Source organism: Rhizobium leguminosarum bv. viciae USDA 2370, assembly GCF_002008365.1.
In the GTDB taxonomy this organism is placed as follows: Bacteria; Pseudomonadota; Alphaproteobacteria; order Rhizobiales; family Rhizobiaceae; genus Rhizobium; species Rhizobium leguminosarum.
On record NZ_MRDL01000054.1, the window covers coordinates 409,992 to 436,439 of the forward strand.

General features: G+C 62.1%; 27 protein-coding genes and 2 pseudogenes. 15 read left to right on the plus strand and 14 right to left on the minus strand.

The annotated features are described in order from the left end of the window. The first annotated feature begins 251 nt into the window (after positions 1–251). Positions 252–1,148, plus strand: a complete 897-nt coding sequence (locus BS629_RS33850; protein ID WP_018244572.1) for an aldo/keto reductase — start codon at positions 252–254, stop codon at positions 1,146–1,148. 419 nt (positions 1,149–1,567) lie between these two features. On the opposite strand, the gene BS629_RS33855 is transcribed toward BS629_RS33850, so the two are convergent. After that, on the minus strand, positions 1,568–1,951 hold the full coding sequence (locus tag BS629_RS33855) for a hypothetical protein (RefSeq protein WP_026188599.1): 384 nt from the start codon (positions 1,949–1,951) through the stop codon (positions 1,568–1,570). A gap of 199 nt (positions 1,952–2,150) precedes the next feature. On the opposite strand from BS629_RS33855, the gene BS629_RS33865 reads away from it, so the two are divergent. The 4 genes from BS629_RS33865 to BS629_RS33880 all read left to right on the plus strand — a co-directional run bounded on the left by BS629_RS33865 (position 2,151) and on the right by BS629_RS33880 (position 6,633). Then, positions 2,151–3,428, plus strand: a complete 1,278-nt coding sequence (locus BS629_RS33865) for an alpha/beta hydrolase (protein ID WP_018244574.1) — start codon at positions 2,151–2,153, stop codon at positions 3,426–3,428. 181 nt (positions 3,429–3,609) lie between these two features. Next, positions 3,610–4,860: an NAD(P)/FAD-dependent oxidoreductase gene (locus BS629_RS33870; RefSeq protein WP_026188600.1), complete on the plus strand. Its 1,251-nt coding sequence runs from the start codon at positions 3,610–3,612 to the stop codon at positions 4,858–4,860. A 9-nt stretch (positions 4,861–4,869) separates the two neighbouring features. Next, complete coding sequence (locus BS629_RS33875; RefSeq protein ID WP_018244576.1) at positions 4,870–5,580, plus strand: SDR family oxidoreductase; 711 nt, start codon at positions 4,870–4,872, stop codon at positions 5,578–5,580. A gap of 15 nt (positions 5,581–5,595) precedes the next feature. Next, positions 5,596–6,633 carry a 4-hydroxyproline epimerase gene (locus tag BS629_RS33880; protein WP_018244577.1) on the plus strand — a complete coding sequence of 346 codons (1,038 nt, stop codon included), beginning with the start codon at positions 5,596–5,598 and terminating at the stop codon, positions 6,631–6,633. 250 nt (positions 6,634–6,883) lie between these two features. Here BS629_RS33880 and BS629_RS33885 read toward each other — a convergent pair whose 3' ends face one another. Then, positions 6,884–7,567 carry a TetR/AcrR family transcriptional regulator gene (locus BS629_RS33885; RefSeq protein WP_018244578.1) on the minus strand — a complete coding sequence of 228 codons (684 nt, stop codon included), beginning with the start codon at positions 7,565–7,567 and terminating at the stop codon, positions 6,884–6,886. A gap of 81 nt (positions 7,568–7,648) precedes the next feature. Here BS629_RS33885 and BS629_RS33890 point away from each other — a divergent pair, with 81 nt between their 5' ends. Further along, positions 7,649–8,389: an SDR family NAD(P)-dependent oxidoreductase gene (locus tag BS629_RS33890; protein ID WP_018244579.1), complete on the plus strand. Its 741-nt coding sequence runs from the start codon at positions 7,649–7,651 to the stop codon at positions 8,387–8,389. 75 nt (positions 8,390–8,464) lie between these two features. Here the strand turns inward: BS629_RS33890 and BS629_RS33895 are convergent. The 7 genes and pseudogenes from BS629_RS33895 to BS629_RS33920 form a co-directional block, all read right to left on the minus strand. After that, positions 8,465–8,844, minus strand: a pseudogene (locus BS629_RS33895) (TfoX/Sxy family protein). Continuing rightward, on the minus strand, positions 8,837–9,199 hold the full coding sequence (locus BS629_RS33900) for a nuclear transport factor 2 family protein (protein ID WP_018244580.1): 363 nt from the start codon (positions 9,197–9,199) through the stop codon (positions 8,837–8,839). The pseudogene BS629_RS33895 and the gene BS629_RS33900 overlap by 8 nt, the downstream one beginning before the upstream one ends. Next, positions 9,196–9,777: a TetR/AcrR family transcriptional regulator gene (locus BS629_RS33905; RefSeq protein WP_018244581.1), complete on the minus strand. Its 582-nt coding sequence runs from the start codon at positions 9,775–9,777 to the stop codon at positions 9,196–9,198. Before BS629_RS33905 ends, BS629_RS33900 begins: the two co-directional genes overlap by 4 nt. Before the next feature lie 244 nt (positions 9,778–10,021). Further along, positions 10,022–10,867: a putative bifunctional diguanylate cyclase/phosphodiesterase gene (locus BS629_RS40610; RefSeq protein WP_245268259.1), complete on the minus strand. Its 846-nt coding sequence runs from the start codon at positions 10,865–10,867 to the stop codon at positions 10,022–10,024. A gap of 21 nt (positions 10,868–10,888) precedes the next feature. Beyond that, a pseudogene (locus tag BS629_RS40615) lies at positions 10,889–11,569 on the minus strand (diguanylate cyclase domain-containing protein); the annotation flags it as partial. Positions 11,570–12,090: 521 nt separating this feature from the next. Beyond that, complete coding sequence (locus BS629_RS33915; protein ID WP_018244582.1) at positions 12,091–12,765, minus strand: hypothetical protein; 675 nt, start codon at positions 12,763–12,765, stop codon at positions 12,091–12,093. Between the two features lie 184 nt (positions 12,766–12,949). Continuing rightward, positions 12,950–14,482, minus strand: a complete 1,533-nt coding sequence (locus BS629_RS33920) for a winged helix-turn-helix domain-containing protein (protein ID WP_018244583.1) — start codon at positions 14,480–14,482, stop codon at positions 12,950–12,952. A 117-nt stretch (positions 14,483–14,599) separates the two neighbouring features. Between BS629_RS33920 and BS629_RS33925 the strand changes: the two genes are divergently transcribed. Both BS629_RS33925 and BS629_RS33930 read left to right on the plus strand, forming a co-directional pair. Further along, entirely contained in the window at positions 14,600–15,034 is a 435-nt protein-coding gene (locus BS629_RS33925) for a cupin domain-containing protein (RefSeq protein ID WP_018244584.1), read from the plus strand. Positions 15,035–15,053: 19 nt separating this feature from the next. After that, the gene (locus BS629_RS33930) at positions 15,054–15,536 is read left to right on the plus strand and encodes a RidA family protein (protein WP_018244585.1); all 483 of its coding nucleotides are present in this window, start codon (positions 15,054–15,056) and stop codon (positions 15,534–15,536) included. A 3-nt stretch (positions 15,537–15,539) separates the two neighbouring features. On the opposite strand, the gene BS629_RS33935 is transcribed toward BS629_RS33930, so the two are convergent. Both BS629_RS33935 and BS629_RS33940 read right to left on the minus strand, forming a co-directional pair. Next, the gene (locus tag BS629_RS33935) at positions 15,540–16,016 is read right to left on the minus strand and encodes an RbsD/FucU family protein (RefSeq protein WP_018244586.1); all 477 of its coding nucleotides are present in this window, start codon (positions 16,014–16,016) and stop codon (positions 15,540–15,542) included. Next, positions 16,000–17,247, minus strand: a complete 1,248-nt coding sequence (locus tag BS629_RS33940) for an ROK family transcriptional regulator (RefSeq protein ID WP_018244587.1) — start codon at positions 17,245–17,247, stop codon at positions 16,000–16,002. Before BS629_RS33940 ends, BS629_RS33935 begins: the two co-directional genes overlap by 17 nt. A 224-nt stretch (positions 17,248–17,471) precedes the next feature. Here BS629_RS33940 and BS629_RS33945 point away from each other — a divergent pair, with 224 nt between their 5' ends. The 7 genes from BS629_RS33945 to BS629_RS33975 all read left to right on the plus strand — a co-directional run bounded on the left by BS629_RS33945 (position 17,472) and on the right by BS629_RS33975 (position 24,379). Beyond that, positions 17,472–18,491: a sugar ABC transporter substrate-binding protein gene (locus tag BS629_RS33945; protein ID WP_018244588.1), complete on the plus strand. Its 1,020-nt coding sequence runs from the start codon at positions 17,472–17,474 to the stop codon at positions 18,489–18,491. A gap of 155 nt (positions 18,492–18,646) precedes the next feature. Next, on the plus strand, positions 18,647–19,711 hold the full coding sequence (locus BS629_RS33950) for an ABC transporter permease (RefSeq protein ID WP_012755861.1): 1,065 nt from the start codon (positions 18,647–18,649) through the stop codon (positions 19,709–19,711). Between the two features lie 2 nt (positions 19,712–19,713). Beyond that, positions 19,714–20,496 (plus strand): ATP-binding cassette domain-containing protein, encoded by a 783-nt coding sequence (locus tag BS629_RS33955; protein ID WP_018244589.1) that lies wholly within the window; start codon positions 19,714–19,716, stop codon positions 20,494–20,496. Next, positions 20,493–21,125: a nucleoside triphosphate hydrolase gene (locus BS629_RS33960; protein WP_018244590.1), complete on the plus strand. Its 633-nt coding sequence runs from the start codon at positions 20,493–20,495 to the stop codon at positions 21,123–21,125. Before BS629_RS33955 ends, BS629_RS33960 begins: the two co-directional genes overlap by 4 nt. Positions 21,126–21,237: 112 nt before the next feature. Next, positions 21,238–22,284: a dihydroorotase gene (gene pyrC / locus BS629_RS33965; protein WP_018244591.1), complete on the plus strand. Its 1,047-nt coding sequence runs from the start codon at positions 21,238–21,240 to the stop codon at positions 22,282–22,284. A gap of 177 nt (positions 22,285–22,461) precedes the next feature. After that, entirely contained in the window at positions 22,462–23,640 is a 1,179-nt protein-coding gene (locus BS629_RS33970) for a GGDEF domain-containing protein (protein WP_026188602.1), read from the plus strand. Positions 23,641–23,842: 202 nt separating this feature from the next. Then, positions 23,843–24,379 (plus strand): glyoxalase superfamily protein, encoded by a 537-nt coding sequence (locus tag BS629_RS33975; protein WP_018244593.1) that lies wholly within the window; start codon positions 23,843–23,845, stop codon positions 24,377–24,379. Position 24,380: 1 nt separating this feature from the next. Here the strand turns inward: BS629_RS33975 and BS629_RS33980 are convergent, their stop codons facing one another. The 3 genes from BS629_RS33980 to BS629_RS33990 all read right to left on the minus strand — a co-directional run bounded on the left by BS629_RS33980 (position 24,381) and on the right by BS629_RS33990 (position 26,430). Beyond that, the gene (locus tag BS629_RS33980; RefSeq protein ID WP_018244594.1) at positions 24,381–25,022 is read right to left on the minus strand and encodes a glutathione S-transferase family protein; all 642 of its coding nucleotides are present in this window, start codon (positions 25,020–25,022) and stop codon (positions 24,381–24,383) included. 98 nt (positions 25,023–25,120) lie between these two features. After that, a complete protein-coding gene (locus tag BS629_RS33985; RefSeq protein ID WP_018244595.1) occupies positions 25,121–25,618 on the minus strand; it encodes an anthrone oxygenase family protein in 498 nt (165 codons plus the stop codon). Continuing rightward, on the minus strand, positions 25,606–26,430 hold the full coding sequence (locus BS629_RS33990; RefSeq protein ID WP_018244596.1) for an NmrA family NAD(P)-binding protein: 825 nt from the start codon (positions 26,428–26,430) through the stop codon (positions 25,606–25,608). Before BS629_RS33990 ends, BS629_RS33985 begins: the two co-directional genes overlap by 13 nt. Positions 26,431–26,448: the final 18 nt, after the last annotated feature.

The following is a 26,448-nucleotide window of genomic DNA, read 5'->3' on the forward strand; positions in this document are numbered from 1 at the left end:
TGCACACCCCGCGCGCCAGTGGCCTGTAATGTTTTCATCGCCGTCACTGTTATCCCCGCGGTGCGATCCTATATCTGCAAGCGTCGCAGCGACCACATTCTCATTTATCATCTCGATGGGCGGGTCATCACCATGCCGGCATCACTTTCGATCAGGGCAGGCATTCGCGTCCGAAGACGTCTCCAAAAGCCCAGGCATCTCCGACCATTCCACCGACTTTCAATGATCTATTGACCAAGAGAGGAAAGACCATGTCCAGTTACACCGCAGCCAACTACAACGCAGCGAAGTCAGGCACCTTCAAGATCGGCGGCGAGATCGAGGTCAACCGTCTCGGTTTCGGCGCCATGCGCGTCACCGGCAAGGGCATCTGGGGCGAACCGGCCGATCATGCCGAATCCATCCGCACGCTGAAGCGCCTGCCGGAACTCGGCGTCAACTTCATCGATACGGCCGATTCCTACGGCCCCGATGTCTCCGAATGGCTGATCAAGGAAGCGCTGCATCCCTATGGCGGCAAGTCGATCATCGCCACCAAGGGCGGCCTGACCCGCCACGGTCCCGATATCTGGCTGCCCGTCGGCCGTCCGGAATATCTGATCCAGCAGGCGCATAAGAGCCTGCGCAATCTTGGGCTCGAGCAGATCGATCTCTGGCAGCTTCATAGGATCGATCAGAAGGTGCCGGCCAAGGAACAGTTCGATGCGATCAAATCGCTGCTCGATAGCGGCCTCATCCGCCATGCGGGTCTGAGCGAAGTGTCCGTTGCCGACATTGAAGCCGCCTCGAAGTACTTCAAGGTCGCGACCGTCCAGAACCGCTACAATCTCGTCGATCGCACCAGCGAAGACGTGCTCGATTACTGCGCCAAGCATAATATCGGCTTCATCCCCTGGTACCCGCTGGCCGCCGGCGACCTCGCCAAGCCGGGCTCGCTGCTCGATACGATCGCCAAAAAGCACAATGCCGCGCCAAGCCAGATCGCGCTCGCCTGGGTGCTGAAACGCAGCCCGGTCATGCTGCCGATCCCCGGCACCTCCAAGGTCAAGCATCTCGAGGAAAACGTCGCAGCCGTCGACATCACCCTCTCGAGCGAGGAATTCTCCGCCCTCGACGCCGAAGGCCGGAAGCTCTTCAAGGCGGCTTGACGGGCGCTGACAGCTGCCCCTCACCCTAACCTTGCCGGGTCGAGCCACTCGTCTCGACCCCGGTTGGTGCCGGCAGGCGGATGCGGGGCAAGCCATCGGCGATCCGCGAGGCCGCAATTTTCGGCATAATTTTGACCATCCGGTCAAACATGCTGCAAAATGAGGCGGTGACCTGTTATTTTGAGGGCAAGCATTGCATCCAGTGCATTGCTGCATTGCGGTATTTTCGCTATTCCGAATCAAAAGAATTGGGTATCACTATCTTCGTAAGCAGCGCACTCCTCCTCCCAGCGCTCTTACATCGGACTGACAACACTCCTCCTCCCAGTTGTCAGTCAGGATCAAGAGCCCGGCGCACCTCCTCCCGCGTCGGGCTTTTTTCTTTTCCTGCAAGTCTGTTTTCTCCCAAGTCGAATCGATCAATTGCCAATACGGGCAACGCCGCTTTTGCCGTTGTCCCGGGTCCATTTGACCTTGTTGGCGCCGGCGCGTTCGAGTTCGAAGCACATCGGCTTGCCCTTGTTCCAGCTCTGGAATTTCTGGCAGAGGCGGTTGGCGTCGATCCACCATTGGCCGGTATCGCTTGGCTTGACATAGCGGCCGAGACCGATCGCCTGGCCGTTGCCGTCGACCTTGCCGGAGGAGCGGAAGATCAGTGGCAGTTCACCGCCGAGCGGTGTGGAGAGGTAGACCGTCTTGCCGATGATGTCGCGGCGGATATCGGCCTCGCCAAGCGTCTCCGTCGAGCCGAGAGAAGGCATCAGCATCAATGTCGATAAGCCTGTGATCGCGAGCAACTTCATCACCCTGATCCATCGATTGAATGTGATCGGACAAAACGCCGTGGACAGCCTAAAGTTTCAGGAGCAATTCCAGCAAAAGCGCGCAGCGGTTCTTACAGGAAAGCTCTTGTCCACCTCCCGCGGTTTGACTCGGCAAGCCTCGTCGGACTATTTGAACGGGCGCCGCCTGTCCGGTGCGTGAACCGATTGGAGTTTGGTCATGATCGGCAAAAGGCGCGCTCCGCGCGCGGCCCTGACAGGTCTTCTGGTTGCAACGATGGTGCTCGCCGGCTGCGGCGGCAGGCCGGTCGGTGTCATGCAGGCGGCCGGCACCGTCGCCCCCGGCACCTCCAAGGTCGATCTTCTCGTCGCCACGACGCGCGCTGCCGACGACAATCCCGCCGTGCTTTTCTCCGGCGAACGTGGCACTGGGCTCGCCGTCAATGCCGTCGACGTCTCCATTCCGCCGGAAGCCAATCGCAAGGTCGGCCAGGTGCAATGGCCAAGCCGCCTGCCGGCCGATCCGCTGCGCGACTTCGTCACCATTTCCGTCGATCCGCTGGAAGGCGAGCGGGCCGGCGAGACCTGGCTGAAGACCCATATGCCGAAGAGCCGCCGGGTGCTGGTCTTCGTGCACGGCTTCAACAATCGTTATGAGGATGCCGTCTACCGCTTCGCGCAGATCGTCCATGATTCGCATGCCGACGTCGCCCCGGTCGTCTTCACCTGGCCGTCGCGCGGCAGCATCTTCGATTATAATTACGACAAGGAAAGCACCAACTATTCCCGCGACGCGCTGGAGGAGCTGCTCACCCGCACCGCCGCCAATCCCGCCGTCAGCGACGTCACCATCATGGCCCATTCGATGGGCACCTGGCTCACCGTCGAAGCGCTGCGGCAGATGGCGATCCGCAATGGTCATGTCGCCTCGAAGATCAACAATGTCATCCTCGCTTCGCCGGATCTCGATGTCGATGTCTTCGGCCGCCAGTTCGCGAGCCTCGGCAAGGAAAGGCCGCACTTCACCATCTTCGTCTCGCAGGACGACCGGGCTCTGGCGCTGTCGCGGCGCATCTCCGGCAATGTCGACCGGCTCGGCCAGATCGATCCCTCCGTAGAACCCTATCGCAGCAAGCTCGAGGCAGCCGGCATCACCGTGCTTGACCTCACCAAGCTCAAGGGCGGCGACCGGCTCAATCACGGCAAGTTCGCCGAAAGCCCCGAGGTGGTGAAGCTGATCGGCGACCGGCTGATTGCCGGCCAGGCGATCACCGATTCCAATGTCGGGCTCGGCGAGGCCGTCGGCGCGGTGGCGATGGGCGCTGCCCAGACTGCAGGAAGTGCCGTCAGCGTCGCCGTCAGCACGCCGATTGCGATCTTCGATCCGCGCACCCGGCGCAACTACGACGCCCAGCTGAAGCGTCTCGGCCAGTCGATGAACAACACCGTCGGTTCGGTCGGCGACAGCGTCGGTGCCAGCCTGCCGGAAAGCCAATAAATTCCACAGAGCAATTCCAGCAAAAGTGCACTGCGGTTTTGCGTTTCGGAATTGCGAAAACCAAAGAGATAGGGAATTTCCCGTAATTCGGAGAAAACGGAAATTCTCTAGGCATCCCATCTTGATGTGATATATCAGGCTGACGACGGCAATTCTGTCTGCCGTGCGATGGGTTGATGGCATGGCGGATGAGATGAAGAAGAGGGTAGCGGTCGTCGGCGCGGGCGTGATCGGCGCCTCGATCGCCTTCGAGCTGCAGCGGCGCGGCCTTGAGGTGACGCTGATCGACAAGGGCGAGCCGGGACGCGGCACCTCTTTCGGCAATATGGCGAGCATCGCGCTCGATTTTGCCGCCGGCTCCGGCCCTTCGACCTGGAAGAAGATCCCCGGCTGGCTGCTCGATCCGGAAGGCCCGGTCTGGCTGCGGCCCTCCTATGCCGCCAGGATGCTGCCCTGGTTCCTGCGCTTCCTCGCAGCCGGCCGGCCCTCGCGGCTGAGAGCGATCGAGGATGCCGGCATGAGCCTGTCCAACCGCGCGCTCGGCGATTTCAGGCAGATGCTCCAGGCGATCGGCGCACCCGAATTGATGACCGAGGAAGGTTGCCTGGCGATCTACGAGACCGAGGCGGAATTTGCCGCCGATCGCGGCCATCTCGCCATGATGCAGCGCTACGGCCTCGAATTCGAGGTTTTGAGCAACGGCGCCATCCAATATTACGAACCCACCCTGTCACCGGCGATTGCCAAAGCCGTGCTGCTTCCCGACAACAAGTCGATCCGCGACCCTTATCAACTGGTGGTGAAACTCGCCGACGCCGCCAAGGCTGCGGGCACGACCTTCGTCTCCGGCACTGTGCGGAATATCGAGCGCCGGGACGATGGCACGGCCGTCGTTCTACTCGAGGATGGCAGGCGGATCGAGGCCGGTTCGGTGGTGCTTGCCGCCGGCGTCCACACCCGTTTCCTTGCCGAAAAGCTCGGCGAGCCGATCCCGCTCGAAACCGAGCGCGGCTATCACACGCAGATCATGAAGCCCGGCATCTCCATGCGTTATTCGGTGATCTGGCCGCATCGCGCCTTCATGGTGACGCCGACGGCGGGCGGCATCCGTGTCGGCGGCAATGTCGAGCTCGCCGGTCTCGATGCCGCGCCGGATTTCCGCCGTCCGCGGGTGCTGGTGCGCCATGCCCAGCGCGCGCTGCCCGGCCTGAAGGTCGAGGAGACGACGGAATGGATGGGTCATCGTCCGGCGCTGCCCGATACGATCCCGATCATTTCGCCGTCGTCGAAAATGCCCGGCGTCTTTTATGCGACCGGCCACGGCCATCTCGGCCTGACCTTTTCGGCAACGACAGCGCTCGTGATCGCCGATATGGTGACCGGGCTCAAACCATCCCTCGATGTGACCCCGTTCCGCATAGACCGCTATTAGGAGGCCCCGATGTCCGATACCAGCAAACCCGTAGCGCTGATCACCGGCGGCGGCCGCGGCATGGGCGAGGCGATCGCCCGCGAGCTCTCCGCCCAGGGCTATCAGTTGGCGCTGATGTCGCCGTCGGAAAGCTGTGAGAAGCTGGCGGCCGAACTCGGCGGCGTCGCCTCGCGCGGCGTTGCCGAAAAAGCTGAGGATCTCAAGGCGATCGTCGATCTGACGATGAAGACCTATGGCCGTATCGATGCCGTCGTCAACCTGAGCGGTCACCCGCCGAAGGGCGACCTGCTCGATATTTCAGACGAGAACTGGACGCTCGGTTCCGACATGATGATCCTGTCGCTGGTGCGCATGGCCCGCCTGGTGACGCCGGTCATGCTGAAACAGGGCAAGGGCGCCTTCGTCAACATCACCACCTTCGCGGCCTACGAGCCGTCGCTGGTCTTCCCGGTGTCCTGCACCTATCGCGCCGCTGCCGGCGCCTTCACCAAGCTTTATTCCGATCGTTATGCGGCCGACAATATCCGCATGAACTGCTTACTGCCGGGCTATATCGACAGCCTGAACCACAAGCCCGAGACCGCCGAGAAGGTTCCGATGAAGCGCATCGGCCATGTGGAGGAGATCGCCAAGACCGCTGCCTTCCTGCTCTCCGATGGCGCCGGATATATCACCGGCCAGAATATTCGCGTCGATGGCGGCGTCACCCGTCACGTCTGATCTGGAGTTTTCGATATGAGATGGAAGCGCACGATCCAGTTGCTGGATGTCCACGCCGAAGGTGAGATCGGCCGCGTCGCGATCGGCGGCGTGCCGAAGATCCCGGGCGATACCATTGCCGCCCAGCTGCATTGGCTGAACACCGATCCGAAGGGTGACGAGCTTCGCCGCTTCCTTTGCCTGGAGCCGCGCGGCGCGCCGATCGGCTCGGTCAACCTGCTGCTGCCGGCACGGCACCCGGAGGCCGACGCCGCCTTCATCATCCTGCAGCCCGACCAGGCGCATGCGAGCTCCGGCTCGAACTCGATCTGCGTCACCACGGCCTTGCTCGAATCCGGCATCGTCGACATGAAGGAGCCGGAGACGATCGTCACCCTCGAAACCGCCGCCGGCCTGGTCAAGGCGACGGCAACCTGCCGCGACGGGCGCTGCGAAAAGGTCAGGCTGACCATGGTGCCCTCCTTCGTGCATGAGCTCGATGTCGCAATCGACACGCCGCATTGGGGAAAGATCAAGGCCGACATCAGCTACGGCGGCATCTTCTATGCGCTGGTCGATGTCGGCCAGATCGGTCTGACGATCGAGAAGGCCAATGCCGCCGGCCTCGTCCAGGCCGGCATGATCCTCAAGGAGCTGATCAACCGCGACATCAAGGTCGTCCATCCCGAGATCCCGGCGATCTCAGGCGTCGCCTATGTCATGTTCCGCGATACCGAAGCCGACGGCACGGTGCGCACCTGCACCACCATGTGGCCGGGCCGCGCCGACCGCTCGCCCTGCGGCACCGGCAACTCCGCCAATCTCGCCACGCTTTATGCGCGCGGCAAGGCCAAGGTCGGCGACGTCTTCACCTCGAAATCGATCATCGGTTCCGAATTCGAGGTCGGCCTCCAGGCAGTGACCGAGGTTGCCGGCCGCCCCGCCGTCATCCCCACCATCACCGGCCGCGGCTTCACCTTCGGCCTGACCCAGGTAGCCCTCGACCCCTTTGACCCGCATCCGAACGGTTTTGCGCTGACGGATGTCTGGGGACCGTCGGCGGGAGAGATTTGAGCGTTCAGGGCGGGATGCCGGAACTGTGAGGCGGGTTCCTGACGGTTCGCGCCGATGGCTGCCCCTCACCCTAACCCTCTCCCCGTAAACGGGGCGAGGGGACGTGCCCTGCGACAGGCCAGTGGGGAACGGAGAGGTCGCGACATGTCCCCTTCGCCCCATTTACGGGGAGAAGGTGGCGGCAGCCGGATGAGGGGCAGCGGTGCGCTCCAACGATCCTGCGAAGCCTCCGCGACCGACTGCCTAGAGGTTATGCATGATCGGCGTAAGTCTGCCTGCGCTCAGCATCCCCGGTTCGAGTGTCCCAACCCAGCATGGCCAGCTCGGCCACGGCCTCCAGTTCGCCACGGGTCGCGCCGTCGCGGGCCAGGATCGACATGCCATTCTGAACGGTCTGCACGAAGCGGGCAAGCGCGTGCACGTCGGTCGAGACCGGAATTTCGCCGGCTGATATCGCCTGGTTCAGGCGCAGCTTCAGGCGGTCGAGCGTGACGGCGCGGGCGGCTCGCACGAGTTCGCCGAGTTCCACATGGCCCTCGCTGCCGACCGAAGAGAGCGCCACCATGCAGCCGCGGGGAATATCCACGACACAGCCGGTCAGGGCAGCGGCCGAATCCATCAGAAACGACATCACCGCTTCACGGGCCGTGCCCGCGGAGAGGAAGCCTGCCCAGACGAGCGCCTCGTTGTTGTCGCGATAGTGGCGCAACGCCTCGGCATAGAGCGCCTCCTTCGAGCCGAATGCCGCGTAAAGACTCGGCGATCCGATCCCCATCGCCTCGGTGAGGTCGGCGATCGAGGTCGCCTCGAAGCCCTTGATCCAGAACAGGCGGGTTGCCCGCGCCAAGGCTGTTTCCCGATCGAACGCCCGCGGCCGCCCGCGACTGCGGGCAGGGGTTTTATCGACTTCCGAGATCTCATCCGATTTTTGCATCGATCATTATATAAACCCATTGACACCCCATCGCAACGTGCCTAGCTATTTATGTGTCGATCACTACAGAAAGAGAAGATCATGACAGAACTGGCTGGAAAGCGTGCCCTGGTAACAGGCGGCTCGCGCGGCATTGGCGCCGCCATCGTATTGGCGCTTGCCGACAAAGGCGCCGATGTCGCCATCACTTATGAGCGTTCGGCCGATCGCGCCGCCGAAGTCGTCCGGGCGATCGAGCGCAAGGGCCGCAAAGCGCTTGCCATCCAGGCCGACAGCGCCGATCCGGCAGCCGTGAAGCGCTCGGTTGACGAGGCAGCCCAGGCACTTGGCGGTCTCGACATTCTCGTCAACAATGCCGCAATCGCGCTTTACGGTGCGATCGCCGACGTCAGCGTCGAGCAGATCGATGCGCTGCTGGACGTCAATGTGCGGTCGCCCTTGCTCGCTTCGCAGGCCGCGATTCCCTATCTGCAGGCGGGAGGCCGCGTCATCACGATCGGCTCGGTCGGCGCCGAACGCATCGTCGGTGATACCGGTACGGTCTATTTCATGACAAAATCCGCGCTCCACTCGTTTACCCGTGGCCTCGCGCGGGAACTCGGATCTCGCGATATCACCGTAAACCTCGTCCAGCCGGGTTCGACCGACACCGATATGAATCCCGCAGACGGCGACTTCGCCGACTTCCAGCGCGCCCTCATCCCACTTGGCCGTTATGGCGAGCCGGAAGATGTGGCGGCCGCTGTGGCTTTCCTCGCAAGCCCTGCTGCAAGGCACATCACCGGAACCATTCTCACAGTGGATGGCGGCCTGAACACCTGAATCGGGAGGTGTTGCTTCCGGCCCTCAAAAGACAGGGGGACCGACAGATGTCGGCCCTTCTCTCTCACTTATGCATTAGCCAAACGGGGTGACGGCCAGGATCGTGTCGGAGAGCCTATGGCCGGCGTGGGGGTCGCGTGCAATGCGCGCTCCGCGTAGCTGTGCAGCAGCGCAGGGTCGTCGATCACATGTGCCGGGACGGCGTAGTAGCGGCGAACCGTCACCTCCCTGCCGGCAGCGCGGTAGCTGAACGGTTCGGAGCCATCTGCCTCGAACTCCGCGCGCATCGCTTCGTCGACGCGGAGATACAGCGTGCCCTTCATGACGAACCCGAACTGCGCGCCGTTTCGGACCAGGGCGGATCCGCCGAAGAAGCGCCTGATATCGATGCAGCCGGCTGGGGCGATCTGGCCGGCAAAGTCGAGCGCCAGCCCGCGTGTCGCCTCGCTAGTCATGCTGCTGCTCCGCCAGAAGATCGAAGAAGCCGGTGATCGCGCCGAACCGGCCATCGGAAATCACCCCGAAACTCGTGCCGGTCTGCAAGACCCTCTCGTCTTCGTGGCGCAGTGCCCAGCGCGCCAGAGAACGATCATTATGGTGGAGAACGCTCAATATCTTGAACCGGCCTCCCGGCATGCTCTCCTTGAAGCCGGCCATATAAGCCGAGAGACCGGCGCGCCCCGCGATCGCTCCATTCGGGTCGCAATAGGTCACATCGTCCGCGAGGCAAGCCAGCATTTCCGGCTCGCGAGCGTCAGCGTCCAGCGACCAGATGGCTGCATATCGATTCCAGAGTGCCTCAGGTGTCATGACATCGTCTCCAGTTGATTGAATTCATCTTCTATCGCCTGCCGCAGGCCGGCCTTGTCATCGCCGCCGCGAATGAGCACGAGGAGTCCCTGATAGAAGGCCAGAAGGCGGGTGGCTGTCCTGTTCGCCTTGGCTCCGTCACCGTCTCGAACGATGGTCGGCACTTCGGTCAGCCTCGAGCGGAATGTGGTACGAAGGAGGCCGAGCGCCGCTTCGACACGGGGATGCGGATTGACGCCGCCGCCGAATTCCACCGCCATATTGGTGATCAGGCAGCCAAGGGAGCCATCGTCGGGCTCATGCAGGAGCGAGAGGAACAATTCGCGCAACCCCTGAAGCCCGCTTCCTGGCGGCGCAAACCGCTCGATCCGTCCCCCCAGCACGGTTCGGTGGTAATGTTCGAACGCTGCGTCGAAGAGGCCGGCCTTGTCGCCGAAGGCGTGATAGATGCTTCCGCCCTTGAGCCCCGTCGCCTCCTCGAGGTCTCGGATTGATGCAGCTTGATAGCCCTGCTTGCGAAAGATGTGCATCGCCCCCGTCAGCACCGCCTGCTCATCGAATTCCCGCGTTCGGCCCATCGTCACTCCGATTCTTTATCGATTGTTCTAGAATGACCGATAAAGAATTCAAACGCAACTGCCTCAGTGACTTTCGGCGCAAGTTCTCGCCTGGACGACCTCGGTCATCCCAAGCGCGTGGGCACCCATCGCTTAAGGTTTAGGATGATGTTTCGGTGGAATGGCCGGTCGGCCAGGTGGACGGCGCTTGTTCGACGACAGCCTCCAGCATCTCCAGGATGAATCCGACATACCGCGGCCCCCATCAACCGCGTTGCAAAATTCTGGCGCTGACCTGGCCTGTGGCAAGCTTCTCGGCCGGCGCTGGCCTGCCAAGCAGATACCCTTGGCCGATGTCGCAACCCAGGTCCTGAAGCCGCTGAAGTTGGCTCTCCTCTTCGATACCCTCTGCCGTTATCGTCACGCCAAGTCCCACACCAAGAGCGATGATCGCCTTGATCACCTTGTCTTGCTTGTCATTGGTCTCGAATGAAGAGACGAAACTCCTGTCGATCTTGATCTTGTCGAACCGGTAATTGGATAGTTGTGAGAGGCTGGAATATCCTGTTCCAAAGTCGTCGAGAGCAATCTTGACCCCCGCATTCACCAGATCGTCAAGGACGATTCGTGCCGTGACAGCGTCCTGGATGATGGCGCTCTCCGTCACCTCAAGCTCGACCCTGTGCGCCGGCAGACCGACATCGCCCAATATCTTGAGAATTCGCAGGCCCAGCAGTCGATCGCTCAGTTGGATCGGAGAAAGGTTGAATGACAGGACGAGCTCATTTGGCCAGGAAAGCGCATCGGTGCAGGCGTGGCGAAGCAGTTGGTCTGTCAATTCGACGATCAGACCGGCTTCCTCTGCCACAGGAATGAATTCGTTCGGTGGGATGAATTCGCCGGAGGCCGTCTTCCAGCGCGCCAGCGCCTCGAAGCCGATAATCCTATTCGTCTTCAGGTCTACGAGCGGTTGATAGTAGGGAACGATCTCGGCCTTCTTGATGGCTGCTCTCAGATCCGCTTCCACTCGAATCCGCTTTGCCAACTCGTCCTGCATCGAGGGCACGAAGGGCTTCACCAGATTGCGCCCCTGCTTTTTCGCGACATACATCGCACAGTCCGAATGTCGAATGACTTGACTGAGGTCATCGCCGTTCTCCGGATAAAGCGCGAAGCCGACACTGGCGCCGAGGTCGACGGCGACTCCATTGAATGTGAACGGCTTGCCGATCACGGTCACTATGCGGTTCCCCAAGGTGACAAGATCGGGATTTCCAGTGCGCCGCGCCAGAACAACGAACTCGTCTCCGCCAAGGCGGAAAACGTGCTCACGGGGAAAGAGGGAAGAGAGCCGCTGGGCAACAGTCTTCAGCACCGCATCACCGTGATCGTGCCCGAGGAGATCATTGATCTTTTTGAAGCCGTCGAGATCGATGCTGAACACGGCGTAGGTTTCTTGTGTCCTTTGATCGGTCATCGCCTGTGCGCATACGGAATCCAGAAACCTGCGGTTAGGCAGTTCGGTCAGCGTGTCGTGACAGGCTATCCAGTCTACGTTCTTTTCGGCCTGCAGCCGGCGATTGACCTCCCTCGAAAGATCCCGGATCCTCAGCGCGGAATAAATGATCCCGAGAAACCCGGAGATATTGAGGGCGAGGAGCGCGTGGTCCAGCGGATAGTCATGATGCTTTTCGATGAATCCATCCAGCCCTTCATGCCATTGGAAGAGCCAAGACAGGCAGAAGAGAAGCAGGAAGATCGCGAGCCAGGCAACGATCTCCATCTGCGGTCTGGTTGGTTGGATGCGAGGCATATGAACAGGCTCCTGTTGTGTGAAGAGCCGTCATGGCCAGTTTGCTACGCTCGTATCAGCGAATGCCGACGACGGATGGCGCAACTTCACGGCATCGGCGATCCTACGCCGTGATCGAAGACCGCCTCAATTCATTCGGGCGGAATTAAGAGGGCCGGTATCGCAATGGCTGATGAAGCCGCGCAGCACCGACAAATCCCAAAGATCGTGCGCTTGGCAGGTTAATGGTGGGTTGCCTTTACGAAGGCACGGGAGTTTCGCTGCGCACAATGGATATCTTTGCCGTAAATCGGATGAGGATTCGGTTCCTGTCCATCGGTCGCCGCAAACAGCCATTCTTTCGATCGGCTGAAGAATCCGCCGGAGGATCGGCGTCAAACCGACCGCTGACAGACCCAATACAGATAACAATTGCCAACGCGTTTACAGCTAGGCGGGAGAGAGGGAAGAAACTTCCTGGCTAGTACACGAAAGGGATCGACCCGGCCGCTGGATGGGTGCAGGGCGCATCCCAGAGCCGATCAACCTGCCAGCATGGTATCCGCCAGGCTGTAGCAGTGGCTCGCCTGATAGGCGTTCCGGCCCCGGTTCATGTGCGTCACATTGAAAGTCCGAATGGCGCGCAAGATGCGGCGCTCCGCGAGGAATTTGCGGATCGAGGCCGAGCCCCGCACATTGATGCCGAAAATGTCCTCGCCGCGCGGAAAAAAGTAACCGACGTCTTCGGGTGTCGTGACGCAGTGCTCGAGAAAAGCCTCGTCCACGTCGCCCTGCGCGGGTGAATGGTCGGTGGTGAAATGCGAAAGATGCACCAGGAATCGTGCACGCAGCCCTTCGCCGTCGGCGTAGAGCGTGAAAAGCTCCATCCAGCTCGCATTAACGCGGACGAGCGGCTTGTCGGAAGTCGTGGGCAGGCAGGAAGCTGACCAGTAGTGACGCTCGGTCTTGCGCGGGATGGGGATGCAGGTCTGCCCGTATACCCCGAGAATTTCCAGAACGTCTTGCGCCTGCGGGCGACGAAGCAGCTTCTGGAACCGTGCGACGTACTTGAACCGCTGTTCCAGGGACTCCAGACGCTCTTCGGCGTCGATCAAGTCTGCCTCGCCGTCTATCCACGCCTGCTGCTGCTCAGGATCGAGAAACTTGCGCAGACCGGTGGTGCTGCGACGAGGAGTCGTGCTCATGTCAGGTGCCATGTGAGATCCGTCTTCTCATCGCTTCACCGGCCTGATCCCGCGACGTCGGCTCCTGGTGGTGAGGCGCCGTTCGCAGCCGAGCGGTTTGCCGGCGCGGTGGACCAACGCACCGGCCGCACAATAACATCCATCGAACGAATGGCGAAGACTGCCCTTCGGCCGGCCGAATGCCTAACCGGTCGTTTTAACGTTCCGCCTCTTGCAGCAGCTCGTCCAGGCGGGTGGCCCATTCCTGGTTGCCGTCTCTGAAAGGACCAAGCGCATCGCCGGCAGCTTCGGGAAGGTCGCTGGCCGCCGCAGCAAAGCGGCGAGCCTGCTCACGATGTCCCACGGCCGTATGGCAGCACGCCTGAATGCGCAGAAGCGCCGGCCAGTCAGGCCGCGCCTTTAGCGCCGTACGCCCCGTTTCGAGCGCGCGCTCCACGTCACCCGAAAAGAACAATGCAAGCATCAAGAGACTGAACCAAACCCCATTCTGCGGATCATGGGGGTTGAGTTCGAGGCCGCGAGCCAGGGGCTGGCGCGCGCCGGCCGCATCACCCGAAAAAAGACGGGCCATGCCGAGGACGAGATAGCCCAAGGCGAAACTCGAACCGAGTTCGATGGACCGTTCCGCTGCGAGGATCGCCTGGTCAGCCCTGCCTGTATAGGCCGACACAATCGCCAGCGCATAGTGCGAGTACGGATTTCGCGCATCGAGATAGATCGCTCGCAGCGCCGCATCCAACCCTTCCTTCCCGTCCGCGGCGGGGTTATCAGCCCAGCCGTAGGCAATGAGGCCCGCATTGACCCGCGCCCGCCAGATCTGTGCCTCTGGCAGCAGGGGATCGAGCTCCGTGGCCTCGCGGAAAAATCGCCGTGCCATGAGGTGGGTGGACTGCGTGACCTTGTGGAAATGGAATGTGCCTTGCCGGACAAGATCCCAGGCAGTGATGTTGCCGGTGTGCGGAGCCACCTGAAGCCCATGGCGCAACAGCAGCTCGGGCTCGATCGCCGCTGCAATCCGCTCGGCGATGGCATCTTGCACCGCAAATACCTCGGCCATCTGAAGATCGTAATGTTCGGACCAGACGGTGGCGCCTTTCGCTGCGACGGCGAGGTGCACCGATATTCGGATCCGATCGCCGATATACCGAACAGCTCCATCCACGAGAAAATCGACGCCAAGTTCGCGCGCGATAGATTGCGGATCCCTCGAGCCATTCCTCCTTGTGAAACTTGCCCCACGTAACGCGACCCGGAACCATCTGAACCGGACGAGCGCCATGATCAGGTCGTCGGTGATGCCGTCGGCCAGATACTGTCTTTCACCATCGCCGCCGAGATTTTCGAACGGCAGTACCGCAATCGCCGGGATCGAACCGGTCTGCGCATGCCATCCGCTATCGGCTGCGTCGGTCCGGCTCTCCACCGGGCCGGAGAATCTGTACCCGACGCGCGGAACCGTGACGATCCATTCGCTGCCGTCTGATGCAGGGCCGAGCAGCTTGCGAAGGGCAGCAATCTGAACGGAAAGATTGCTTTCCTCGACGGCCAATCCCGGCCAAACGGCATCCATCAGGGCGGACTTTGGGACGACACCCCCCTGAGCCGAAAGCAGAACGGCAAGCAGCGAAGCACCTCGGGCGCCGATAGCGACTGGCCTATTGTCGCGAAACAGGCATCCGTTCTCGGCAATGAACTCGAAGTGGCCGAAGGCAAGGTGCTTGGTGTTCATGGCCCGGAATTATACCCGATTTCGCAGTTTTTCGGAATTTTTCGGCCCCGCTTCAGGACTTGCGCCGGCTGAGCGCGCAGATTCCGCTTCAGTGCAGCGGTTGAAGTGGTGAGAGTGATGAAGAACGGAGCAACGCAACCGAAAAATCCGCAGGTATCAACCGCGAAAGTCGTACGCGGGAGCGGCAGCCATGTCGCCGAGCAGGGGTCTGTCTATCGCTCAGGTGTCTCGGCGGAAAGCGTCGGATCAACCATGCTGTGGCTCGGGACGATTTCGCTTCCCGCAGGCAGACGAACCAGGGCCCATCGCCATGAGGGACACGAGACCGCCCTTCTCATGACCGCGGGCCAAGAGATCGAGATCTGGTCGGGGTCGAAGCTCGAACAGTGCGAATTGGTCCACGCCGGCGACTATCTCTTCATTCCGGCCGGCGTTCCCCATGTGGCCGTCAATCGCAGCAACGAAAACGCCGAGTTCCTCGGTGCCCGCAATGACCCCGCCGCAAACGAGAGCGTCGTTCTGATGCCGGAGCTCGACAACATCGTACCTTGATCATGCCGGGAGGTGCACCGTGGCCATCATCGAACAACGTCTGGCCGAAATGGGTCTTGAATTGCCCGAGCCCTTGAAAGTTCGCGAAGGGCTGCGAATGCCCTTCGTCTGGGTTCGGGTGCGCGGCAACCGCGCCTACATTTCGGGTCACGTCGCGTGCAACCGCGATGGGACATTGGCAACCCCGCTTGGCAAGGTCGGAGCGGAGGTCTTGCCAGAGCAGGGTTACGCGTCGGCCCGGCTCGTTGCCCTGGCCCATCTCGCCAGTCTCAAACGTGCTGTCGGAGACCTTGATCGGGTCACGGCTTGGCTGCGCGTCTTCGCCATGGTGAATGTTGCTCCGGGTTTCGATGAGACGCCGCTGGTCACAAACGGCTATTCCGATCTGATACTGGAGCTGTACGGGCCCAACGTTGGCGCCCACGCCCGCTCGTCCATCGGCATGGCCATCCCTTTAAATGCGCCCGTAAACTGTGAAGCGGAGGTCGAAATCGACGGGTGACCGCTAGTAGACGAACGGGTCTACCCCGGCGGTTCCGTGGACGCCCGGCTCTTTCGGATAGATCACGCCCTTGCGCAGGATGATGTTGGCATAGAGCCTGGGCTCGCCGGTCTGGATCACCGCATGGGCGGTCTTCACCCTTCCGTAGAAATCCTGGCCGATCAGCGGCACCACCTGCCGGTGCGGCTCATGGCGGGCGCAGCAGTCGATCATCTCCTCATGCACGGGATCGAGCTTGTCGCGCTCGGCCTTGACGGTCGAGCGGAAGATCGCCTCCGCCACGAAATCGTCGATCGGCAGCACGCTGAGCACGGCATTGAGGACCGGGATGAGGTGGTGGCCGTCGAGCCGGATCAGCCGGCGGGCATGTTCGACGCCCGGATAATTGCCGTCGACGATGGCGATCTCGTCGCCGTGGCCCATGGCGCGAAGCGTAAAAAGCAGCTCCGGGCTCAACAGCGGATCAAGTCCTTTCAGCATGGTCTACCTCCTTGAAGAGTACGTTCTGGTCGGTGAGGTAACGCGCAAAGATCGGCAGGCTGGCGCCGCCGATGGCGCGCGCCTGCGCGCCGACCGCGCCCTCGATGATTTCGGGCATGACGACGCCCTGCAGGTCGAGCTTGGCGGCTTCGTCGATCGTGGCTTGCACGACGCGGCTGCGCACCCAATCGGGAAAGCCGCCGTCGATGACAGCCGCGCTGAAATCGACGATCGAGGCGGCGGCAACGATCGCCTGCGCCAGCGCCTTGGCGCTATCCTGGATCCAGGCTTCCATCGGCTCGCCGAAATCCACCCAGCCGTCGGCGGAATACCACAGCGGCTCGGGATCGATGCCCCGCTCGCGCAGCATGTTCTCGAGCACGAAAATCGAGGCGATTTCAAGCAACTGCATCGTCTCGCCGTTCTTGCCGCGCACAGGCAGCGGCCCGATCGCGCCTGCCGTGCCGGTGCGGCCGGAAAAGATCGCCGAATTCAGGACGATGCCGCCGCCGATAAAGGAGCCGATGAAGAAATAGACGAAATCCGGATAGGACGGTCCGACGCCGAAGACGAGCTCGGCGCCGCAGGCGCTGGTCGCGTCGTTCTGCATGAAGACCGGATGGGAGACGCGGGCGGCGATGTCGGCCTGCAGGTCGACGTCGCGCCAGACATCCATGGCGCCTGGCGGCGCACCCACCTCTTCGGCCCAGTTCCAGAGCTCGAAGGGGGCGGCGATGCCGAGGCCAGCGATGCGGCCGCGCTGCTTGTCGTCGAGCCGATCTTCCAGCTCCCGGATGCCTGAGGTGACGAAGGCGAGGATTTCATCCGGCAGCGGATAGGCATAGGTCCGGTGCAGCTGCATGCGGATGCGGCCGACGAAATCCATCAACACCAGATCGGCGCTGCGCCGGCCCATCTTCAAACCGAAGGAATAGACGGCATCGGGATTGATATGCATCGGGATCGACGGCTGGCCGACACGGCCGCGCACCGGTTCCCCGCGCGACAGCAGCCCTTCCTTCTCCAGCACCCGCATGATGACGGAGACGGTCTGCGCCGACAGCCCGCTGCGGCGCGCGATATCGGCCTTCGACAGCGCGCCGTAGAGACGCACCAGCGACAGCACGAGCCGTTCGTTATAGGCTCGCACCCTGACCTGGTTCGCACCGCCGGCCGGATTCAGAATTGGTGGCGGGACCGGTATGTTTGCCGGTCCATCCAAGGACGACATGGCCGCTCCTCCCGATTGTTGGCCTATGCCCTAATTCGAATGAGCATGCCACATCGAATTAATAATTCAATTGGATTTATTTATTGACAAGGCGATTTCTTTTCGCTCTTAATTGCCGTCGTCAAGGGCACAGGACCGCTGGAGGCATTCGATCCACGGCGAAGTGCTATATCTTAAATTCCGGCCCCGCAGGGGCGGCGCCGGCAAACTCTGGGAGGAGTTCCATGAAGAAATCTGTTCTCGCTTTCGGCGCGCTCGCGCTTGGTGTCACCTTTTCCGCTCCTGTCATGGCGGCTGATGTTGCTGCCTGCCTCATCACCAAGACCGACACCAACCCCTTCTTCGTCAAGATGAAGGAAGGTGCGACGGCCAAGGCCAAGGAACTCGGCGTTTCGCTGAAGTCCTATGCCGGCAAGGTCGACGGTGACAGCGAAAGCCAGGTGGCCGCGATCGAAAGCTGCATTGCCGACGGCGCAAAGGGCATCCTGATTGCTGCTTCCGACACCAAGGGCATCGTGTCTTCGGTCAAGAAGGCCCGTGATGCCGGCCTGCTGGTCATCGCTCTCGACACACCGCTCGAGCCGGCCGATGCCGCCGACGCCACTTTCGCTACCGACAACCTGCTCGCCGGCAAGCTGATCGGCCAGTGGGCCAAGGAAACGATGGGCGACAAGGCCAAGGACGCCAAGGTCGGCTTCCTCGACCTGCTCCCGTCGCAGCCGACGGTCGACGTTCTGCGCGACCAGGGCTTCATGATGGGCTTCGGCATCGATCCGAAGGACCCGAACAAGATCGGCGACGAGGACGATGCCCGCATCGTCGGTCATGACGTGACCAACGGCAATGAAGAAGGCGGCCGCAAGGCCATGGAAAACCTTCTGCAGAAGGATCCGAGCATCAACGTCATCCACACGATCAATGAGCCGGCCGCTGTCGGCGCCTATCAGGCGCTGAAGGCCGTCGGCATGGAAAAGAACGTGCTGATCGTCTCAGTCGACGGCGGTTGCCCAGGTGTGAAGTCGGTCAAGGAAGGCGTCATCGGCGCCACCTCGCAGCAATATCCGCTGATGATGGCAGCCCTTGGCATCGAGGCGATCAAGAAGTTCGCCGACAGCGGTGAGAAGCCGAAGCCGACCGAAGGCAAGTCCTTCTTCGACACCGGCGTTTCGCTCGTCACCGACAAGCCGGTTTCCGGCGTCAAGTCGATCGACACCAAGGAAGGCACGGACAAGTGCTGGGGCTGAGGCCTGATTGTTGAAAGCAGAGCGGCCGGGGCTTGATCCCCGGCCGTTTTCGACGGACGATGTGCCGTCGCCTCACGAACCGGCTAATCAAAGACCGGATGGATATCGGTGACGGCCCCCGCGCGAGTTCGGCGCGCGGATGCGGAGGAGGAACCATGACCGGAACACAGGAATTCGAACGTGTCCTCGATGGCAGCGACAAGAGCGTTGCCTCCTTCGAGCACGAGAAAGTCTCGCTGATCAAGCGCGCGCAGCATTTTCTGCACTCGACGCCGGCCGCCGTGCCGCTGATCGTGCTGGTGCTGGCGATCGTCATCTTCGGGATCACCATCGGCGGACGGTTCTTCTCGTCCTATACGCTGACGCTGATCCTGCAGCAGATCGCCATCGTCGGTATTCTCGGCGCCGCCCAGACGCTGGTCATCCTGACCGCCGGCATCGATCTTTCGATCGGCGTCATCATGGTGATCTCGGCGGTCATCATGGGCAATGTCGCGATCACCTACGGCATACCGACGCCGATCGCGGTCGCAGCCGGCATGCTTGTCGGCGGCCTTTGCGGATTGCTGAACGGCTTCCTCGTCGCCTACATGAAACTGCCGCCCTTCATCGTCACGCTCGGCACCTGGAACATCGTCATGGCGACGAATTTCATCTATTCCGCCAATGAGACGATCCGCGACACCGATGTCGACGAAAAGGCGCCGCTGCTGCATCTTTTCGCCGTGAGCTTCAAGCTCGGCAGCGCCGTGCTCACCCTCGGCGTCATCGCCATGGTGCTGCTCGTCTTGGTGCTCTGGTATGTCCTCAATCACACCGCCTGGGGCCGGCATGTCTATGCGGTCGGCGACGATCCGGAGGCAGCCAAGCTCTCGGGCATTCAGACCAAGAAGGTGCTGCTGACCGTTTATGCCATATCAGGCGTCATTGCCGGCTTGGCCGCCTGGGTCTCGATCGGACGCAACGGCTCGATCTCTCCGTCTTCGGCCGTCACCGATTTTAACCTCCAGGCGATCACCGCGACTGTGATCGGCGGCATCTCGCTGTTCGGCGGCCGCGGCTCCATTCTCGGCACGCTCTTCGGTGCCATGATCGTCGGCGTCGTCTCGATGGGCCTCAACATGCTCGGCGCCGACCCGCAATGGAAAGTCCTTTTGACAGGCGTGCTGATCATCGCCGCCGTCGCCATCGATCAGTGGATCAGAAAGGTTTCGGTGTAATCATGGCTCGCGAACCCCTTCTCACCGCCCGCGGTCTCGTCAAGCGTTATGGCCGCGTGACCGCGCTCGACAATGCCGATTTCGACCTCTATCCGGGTGAAATTCTCGCCGTCATCGGCGATAACGGCGCCGGCAAGTCCTCGCTGATTAAGGCGATATCGGGAGCTGTCACCCCGGACGAGGGGGTGATTACCCTCGAAGGCCGACAGGTGCAGTTCCGCTCGCCGATGGAAGCGCGCGAGGCCGGCATCGAGACCGTCTATCAGAATCTCGCTTTGTCGCCGGCGCTGTCGATCGCCGACAACATGTTCCTCGGCCGCGAGATCCGCAAACCGGGCGTGCTCGGCTCCATGTTCCGCATGCTCGACCGGCCGGCCATGGAAAAGCTGGCGCGCAACAAGCTGTCCGAACTCGGCCTGATGACCATCCAGAACATCAACCAGGCGGTGGAAACGCTCTCCGGCGGTCAGCGCCAGGGTGTCGCGGTCGCCCGCGCCGCCGCCTTCGGCTCGAAGGTCATCATCATGGACGAACCGACGGCAGCCCTTGGCGTCAAGGAAAGCCGCCGCGTGCTGGAACTGATCCTCGATGTCAGGGCCCGCGGGCTGCCGATCGTGCTGATCTCCCACAACATGCCGCATGTCTTCGAAGTGGCCGACCGGATTCATATCCACCGTCTCGGCCGGCGGCTGACGGTGATCGATCCGAAGGAATACACCATGTCCGACGCCGTCGCCTTCATGACCGGCGCCAAGGCGGTGCCGACGGAGCCCGTCGCGGCATGACGGCACGCATCGACGAAATCGCCGGCGCAGTTCTTGACCGCGCCGGCCATTCCAGACGTTTCCTGGTCGCCATCGCCGGACCGCCGGGTGCCGGCAAATCCACCATGGCCGACAACCTGGCGGAAGCGCTGAAAGCCAGGGGCGAAAGTGCCGAAGTCCTGCCGATGGATGGCTTCCACATGGACAACGCCATCCTGATCGAACGCGGCCTGCTGGCGCGCAAGGGTATCCCCGAGACCTTCGACGTTCGTGGTTTCCTCGATATCATCCGCGCCGTCAGGCTGGCCGATCAGGAGGTTCTGGTGCCGGTCTTCGACCGCTCGCGTGAACTCGCCATTGCCTCGGCCCGGCCTGTTTCGCCCGATCACCGTTTCATCATCGTCGAGGGCAATTATCTGCTGTTTTCGCTGGGCAAATGGGCCGAACTCGAAGGCGTCTTCGACTTTTCGATCATGCTGGCGCCGCCGATCGAGGTGCTCGAGGAGAGGCTCTGGGCGCGCTGGCGCGGTTATAAGCTCACCGAAGAGGCCGCCAGCGCCAAGGTCTACGGCAATGACCTGCCGAACGGCCGGCTGATCCTCGAAAACCGCCGCCCGGCCGATGTGACGCTGGAGATCGCGCTGGCGTGATGCCGCGCGACATTCACGAAAAAAAGAGCTAAAGCGCGTCGCATGATTCAATTTCAATGCGACGCGCTTTAGTGTTATCGAGGCCGCAGACGCATCGCTTCGGAGGTCTGCCATGCAATCGATCACCATCCGCCGTCCTGATGACTGGCACCTGCATCTGCGCGATGGCGCCATGCTGGAAGGCGTGATCGCCGATACGAGCCGCACCTTCGCCCGCGCCATCATCATGCCCAATCTCGTGCCGCCTGTCGTCACCACCACTGACGCCAAGGCCTATCGCGAGCGCATCCTCGAGGCCTTGCCGGACGGCCATCGCTTTCAGCCGTTGATGACGCTTTATCTCACCGAACATACCAGCCCCGATGACGTGGAGGAGGGGAAGAACAGCGGTCTCATCACCGCCGTGAAGCTTTATCCCGCCGGCGCCACGACCAATTCGCATGGCGGCGTGCGCGACATGGAAAAGGCGATGCCGGTGCTGGAGCGCATGGCAAAGATCGGCCTGCCGCTCTGCGTGCATGGCGAGGTGACGACGCCGGAGGTCGATATCTTCGATCGCGAGGCCGTCTTCATCGAGACCGTGCTTGATCCGCTGCGGCAGCGCCTGCCGGAGCTGAAGGTGACGATGGAGCATGTGACGACATCGGATGGCGTCGATTACATCAAGGCGGCCAAGGGCAATCTCGCCGGCTCGATCACCACCCACCATCTGATCATTAACCGCAACGCCATCCTCGTCGGCGGCATCCGCCCGCATTACTACTGCCTGCCGGTCGCCAAGCGCGAAAACCACCGGCTGGCTCTGCGTGCGGCCGCCGTCAGCGGTGACGCCCGCTTCTTCCTCGGCACGGATTCCGCGCCGCATGTCGATCCGCTGAAAGAATGCGCCTGCGGCTGCGCCGGCATCTATACCTCGGTCAATACGATGAGCTGCCTGGCCCATGTCTTCGAACAGGAGGGCGCCCTGGAGCGGCTCGAAGCCTTCGTGTCGCTGAACGGGCCGGCCTGGTACGGGCTCCAGCCGAACGAGGAGCGCATCACCCTGTCAAGGCAGGCCGAGCCGGTCGTCTTTCCCGCGAGGATTGAAACCGGAGCCGGTCCGGTGACGGTGTTCGATCCGATGTTTCCCCTGCATTGGCAGGTGGTGCAGCAGGCGTAAGCTTTCGGAATTCAATTTTAAATAGAATATTCATCTTAAATTTCGGCGCGACGTTAAACGCGTAACATTTGCATTGTGCAGTGCATCATTTGTTAACGGATGCATAAGACATTCCTCGTCGCGGAGCCCATAAGCTGCCAACATCTGGCGCGGCAACAGCTGCGGAGACTGAAAAGCATGACGCTTGACTATAACTCTCTCTTGCTGGCGCTTGGCGTCTCCGCGGCATGCCTTGCCGTCACGCTGATGGGCAGTTGGATTGTCCGCCGGGCGGAAACGGTGCTGCTCACCGCCACCATCGGCCTGGTCCTCGTCGTCAGCGGCATTTTCGTCTACAGCGCCTACGTCAATACGCCGGAGACATGGCTGGGCGTTGCCAATTTCGTGCTGTTTCATGCCGGCTTTGCCACCATATGGGGGGCAGGCAGACAGTTCCTCACCGGCCGCCTGTCTATCCCGGCCATCGCGATCCGCGCGCTTGCCGCGATGGTCTTTTCCATCGTGCCTATGCTATCAGGGTATGACGGCCTGGCCTTCATCGCCGACAATCTCGCTATCGCCCTTTTGCTCTTTGCCACCGCCCGGCAATATTGGCTCGCCCGTGCCGAAGCACCCGCGCCGCTCCTCGGCATTACCGCGCTCTATACGCTGACGGCGATCTCCTTCGTTCTCTGCGCCGCCGTGCTGATCTCCGACGGCAAGCTGGTTCTCGGCAAGGCCCCCAGCAACTGGGCGGAGGATCTCAGCCTCGCCGTCTGCATCGCCGGCATGACCGGGATCGGTGCGCTGTCGTTGGCGCTGCATCAATGGCGGCTCGCTGCCCGCCACCGTCTCGATGCGATCACCGATCCGCTGACCGGCCTGCTCAACCGCCGCGCCCTGTTCGACGAGTACGGCACGCGCCCGATGGGCACGACCACCGCCGTCATCGTCTTCGACATCGACCATTTCAAATCCGTCAACGACCGCTTCGGCCATGCTGCCGGCGATCGCGTGCTCAAGGTCTTCGCCGGCGAACTCGCGGCCAGCTGCCGCACCGGCGACACCGCCGCCCGGCTCGGCGGCGAGGAATTTGCGCTGGTGCTGAAGGAAATCATGCCCGGCCGGGCGGAACTGACGGCCGAGCGCATCCGCCGGGCTTTCGAGGCGCGCGAGATCCATATCGATGACGAGGTGCTGACATGCACGGTCAGCGTCGGCGTCGCGCCCGGCCGCTCGAAGCCACAGGATTTCGACGCCATGCTGAGTGCCGCCGACAAGGCGCTCTATGTCGCCAAGCGCGCCGGCCGCAACCGTGTCGAGCTTGCCGGCCATCTGCAGGCCGTTCCCGTCGAGGCAGCGCGCACCGCGTCTTGATCGCCGATCGATCCTCTCATACTATCGCCTTCGGCCGGATGCGGCCAGCCGCCCCGCGACGCTCGAGTTTGACGCTCTGGCGTTATGGTGAATGCATCCAGACAACATCCTTCACATCCTTGCCGTTAGGCGATCGATGGCGAACGGGTCAGCAGACGCGGGCACTGATCTTCCTGTTTGCCGTCAACGGAAGGATGACTTCATGCGCGATTTTCGCGATGCCAAGCTCATGGCAAAAACATTGCGGCAGGCCCTGGCCGACCGCGACATTTCGCTCACCCACAGCGAAACGCTCGAAATCGTTGCCCGGCAGTTCGGGCTCGATCAATGGAATATTCTCTCGGCCAAGATAGAGGAGGCGGGCGCCTCCCGCTCGGTCATCGGCATCGAGCCGCCAATGCCGATCTTCCGCATCTTCTCGGTCGAAAAAGCCATGGAATTCTATTGCGGCTTCCTGGGCTTCCGTCTCGATTGGGAGCACCGTTTCGGCGAAAATTTTCCGCTCTATTGCCAGGTTTCGCGTGACGGCATGGCGCTGCACCTGAGCGAACATTCCGGCGACGCCAGCCCCGGCGCCAAGGCATTCGTCCGCGTCGCCAATGTCCAGGCCTATCACGCCGAACTCTCAGGCAAGGACTACCGCTACATGAAGCCCGGTGTCGAGGAAGAGCCGTGGGGGCTGGAGATGACCGTCATCGACCCCTTCAGCAACCGCATCGTCTTCTGCGAGCAGACGTAGTCTAGGGCATCGCGCCGGCATTGGAGTGCGGGTCGATGCTATAGGGATAGACTGGATAATCGGCCCCGATGGCATCTCCAACGCGGTCAGACCAGGCGACGAAGGCGGGATAGGCCGCAAGAGAAAACCCGCAATCCTCGGCCCGGTGGCTATAGGCGTAAACGGCGATATCGGCGATCGTCAGCTCCTGGCCGACAAGAAATGGGCTGTCGGTCAGGCCGCGATCGATGGCGGCGAGGGCGCGGGTTGCGGCTTCGCGCTTGCCCGCAACCATGCTCTGGCTACGCTCCAGCCGTCCCGTCAATGTCCAGAAGCGCAGCGAGCCGATGACCGGCTCGACATGATACTGTTCGAAGAACAGCCATTGCATCACCTTGGCGCGCAGATAGTGGTCTGACGGCAGGAAGCGCGTGTCCTCGGCGAGAAAAGTGAGGATCGCATTGGATTCGGCGATCGGACGCCCGTCGTCGAGTTCGAGGACCGGAATGGCGCCCACCGGATTGAGTTTCAGGAACGCCTCGGTGCGGCTCTCGCCCTCGAAGATCGAGACGATACGACTGCGGTAGGGTATGTCGAGCAGGCCGAGCAAAACCCTGACCTTCCAGCCATTTTGCGACGGCAGATAATCGTGAAGTGTGAACATGGCGGTCCTTTCGCGGCAATCGGCTCATGTTCACACGCCGGCCCCGAACCAACCACCCGATTCCTGACGGGGGCGTCGGATCGTCGGGAAGCAATCATTCAAACGATCATCAGCGCCCGCACGAAGGCGACCGAGGCGAGCAGCGAGGCGATGGTCCGCACATGGTTCCACCATGTCCAGTCCCTGACATAGCTGGTCCAGAGCTGAACCGCTTCCGGCCCATTGCCGCCGACCTTCGCCAGTGCATCGTTCATCGGCACGTTGAAGACGATGGTCGAGACGAAAGAGGCAAAGACATAGAGGGCTGCTCCGCCCAGCATCAGAAAAGATGCCCCGCCGCGCCAGTCGATCAGGGCGAGCACGGCGATGACGATGCAGAGGATCGCCGTCGGCACGAAGAGGCCCATGAAGGGCGAGCGGACGATCGTCACGTTGATCGAGTTCATCGCCGCGATGCCTTGCTCTGCCGGAATCCGCGAGAAGGCGGTCATGATGAAGGTCGAGAAGGCGAAGAAGATGCCGGCGACAAGGCCGCTGCCGATCGCCGCCGCCGCGAGGGAGAGGATGAGAATGATCTGCATGGTCAGGCGCTCCATATTCCGGTTGCCGCGGTTTGGCGGGCATATTCGCTGAAATCGGTGGCGGGGCGGCCAAGAATTTCGGTGACGCCGCCCATCACATTGGAATTGCGCCCATCGAGCACCTGGCCGAAGAGCTCCTCCAGAAGATCGATCAGGCCATGCGGCAGGCCGGCAGCCGCAAGCCCGCCGGTGAAATCCGCCGTCGAGACCTGCTGATATTCGATCGGCCGCCCAGCGGCCGCGGCGATTTCGCCGACCGCCTGCCGGAAGGTCAGCGCCCGAGGGCCGGTCAACTCGTAGGTCTGGTTGCGGTGGCGCGGGTCGGTCAAGGCGGCGACGGCGGCATCGGCGATGTCGTCGGTATCGATGAAAGGTTCACCGATCTCGCCCGCCGGCAATTGCAGCCGGCCGCCAATGATCTGCTCGACAAAGGCGCCCTCGCTGAAGTTCTGGCAGAACCAGGAGGCGCGCAGGATGGTGGTATCGATGCCGGAAGCGGTCAGCGCCGCTTCGCTGCGCTGCGCGCTCTCTTCGCCGCGGCCGGAGAGCAGTACGATATGCTCAAGGCCGCATTCCACGGCGACCTTGGCGAGCGCTTCGATCGCCTCCGCCGCCCAGGCGACGGCAAGGTCCGGCTGGAAGGCGACATAGGCGCTCGATGCGCCCTGAAGTGCGCCGCGCCAGGTCGACCTGTCCTCCCAGTCGAAGGGACGGGCGCTGGAGCGTGATGCCGCGCGGACGGTCAGGCCGCGCGCTTCCAGACGCCTGATGATGCGGCCGCCGGTCTTTCCCGATCCACCGACGAGGACGATTTCGGACGTCTGCATGTCAAAACTCCTTCCATA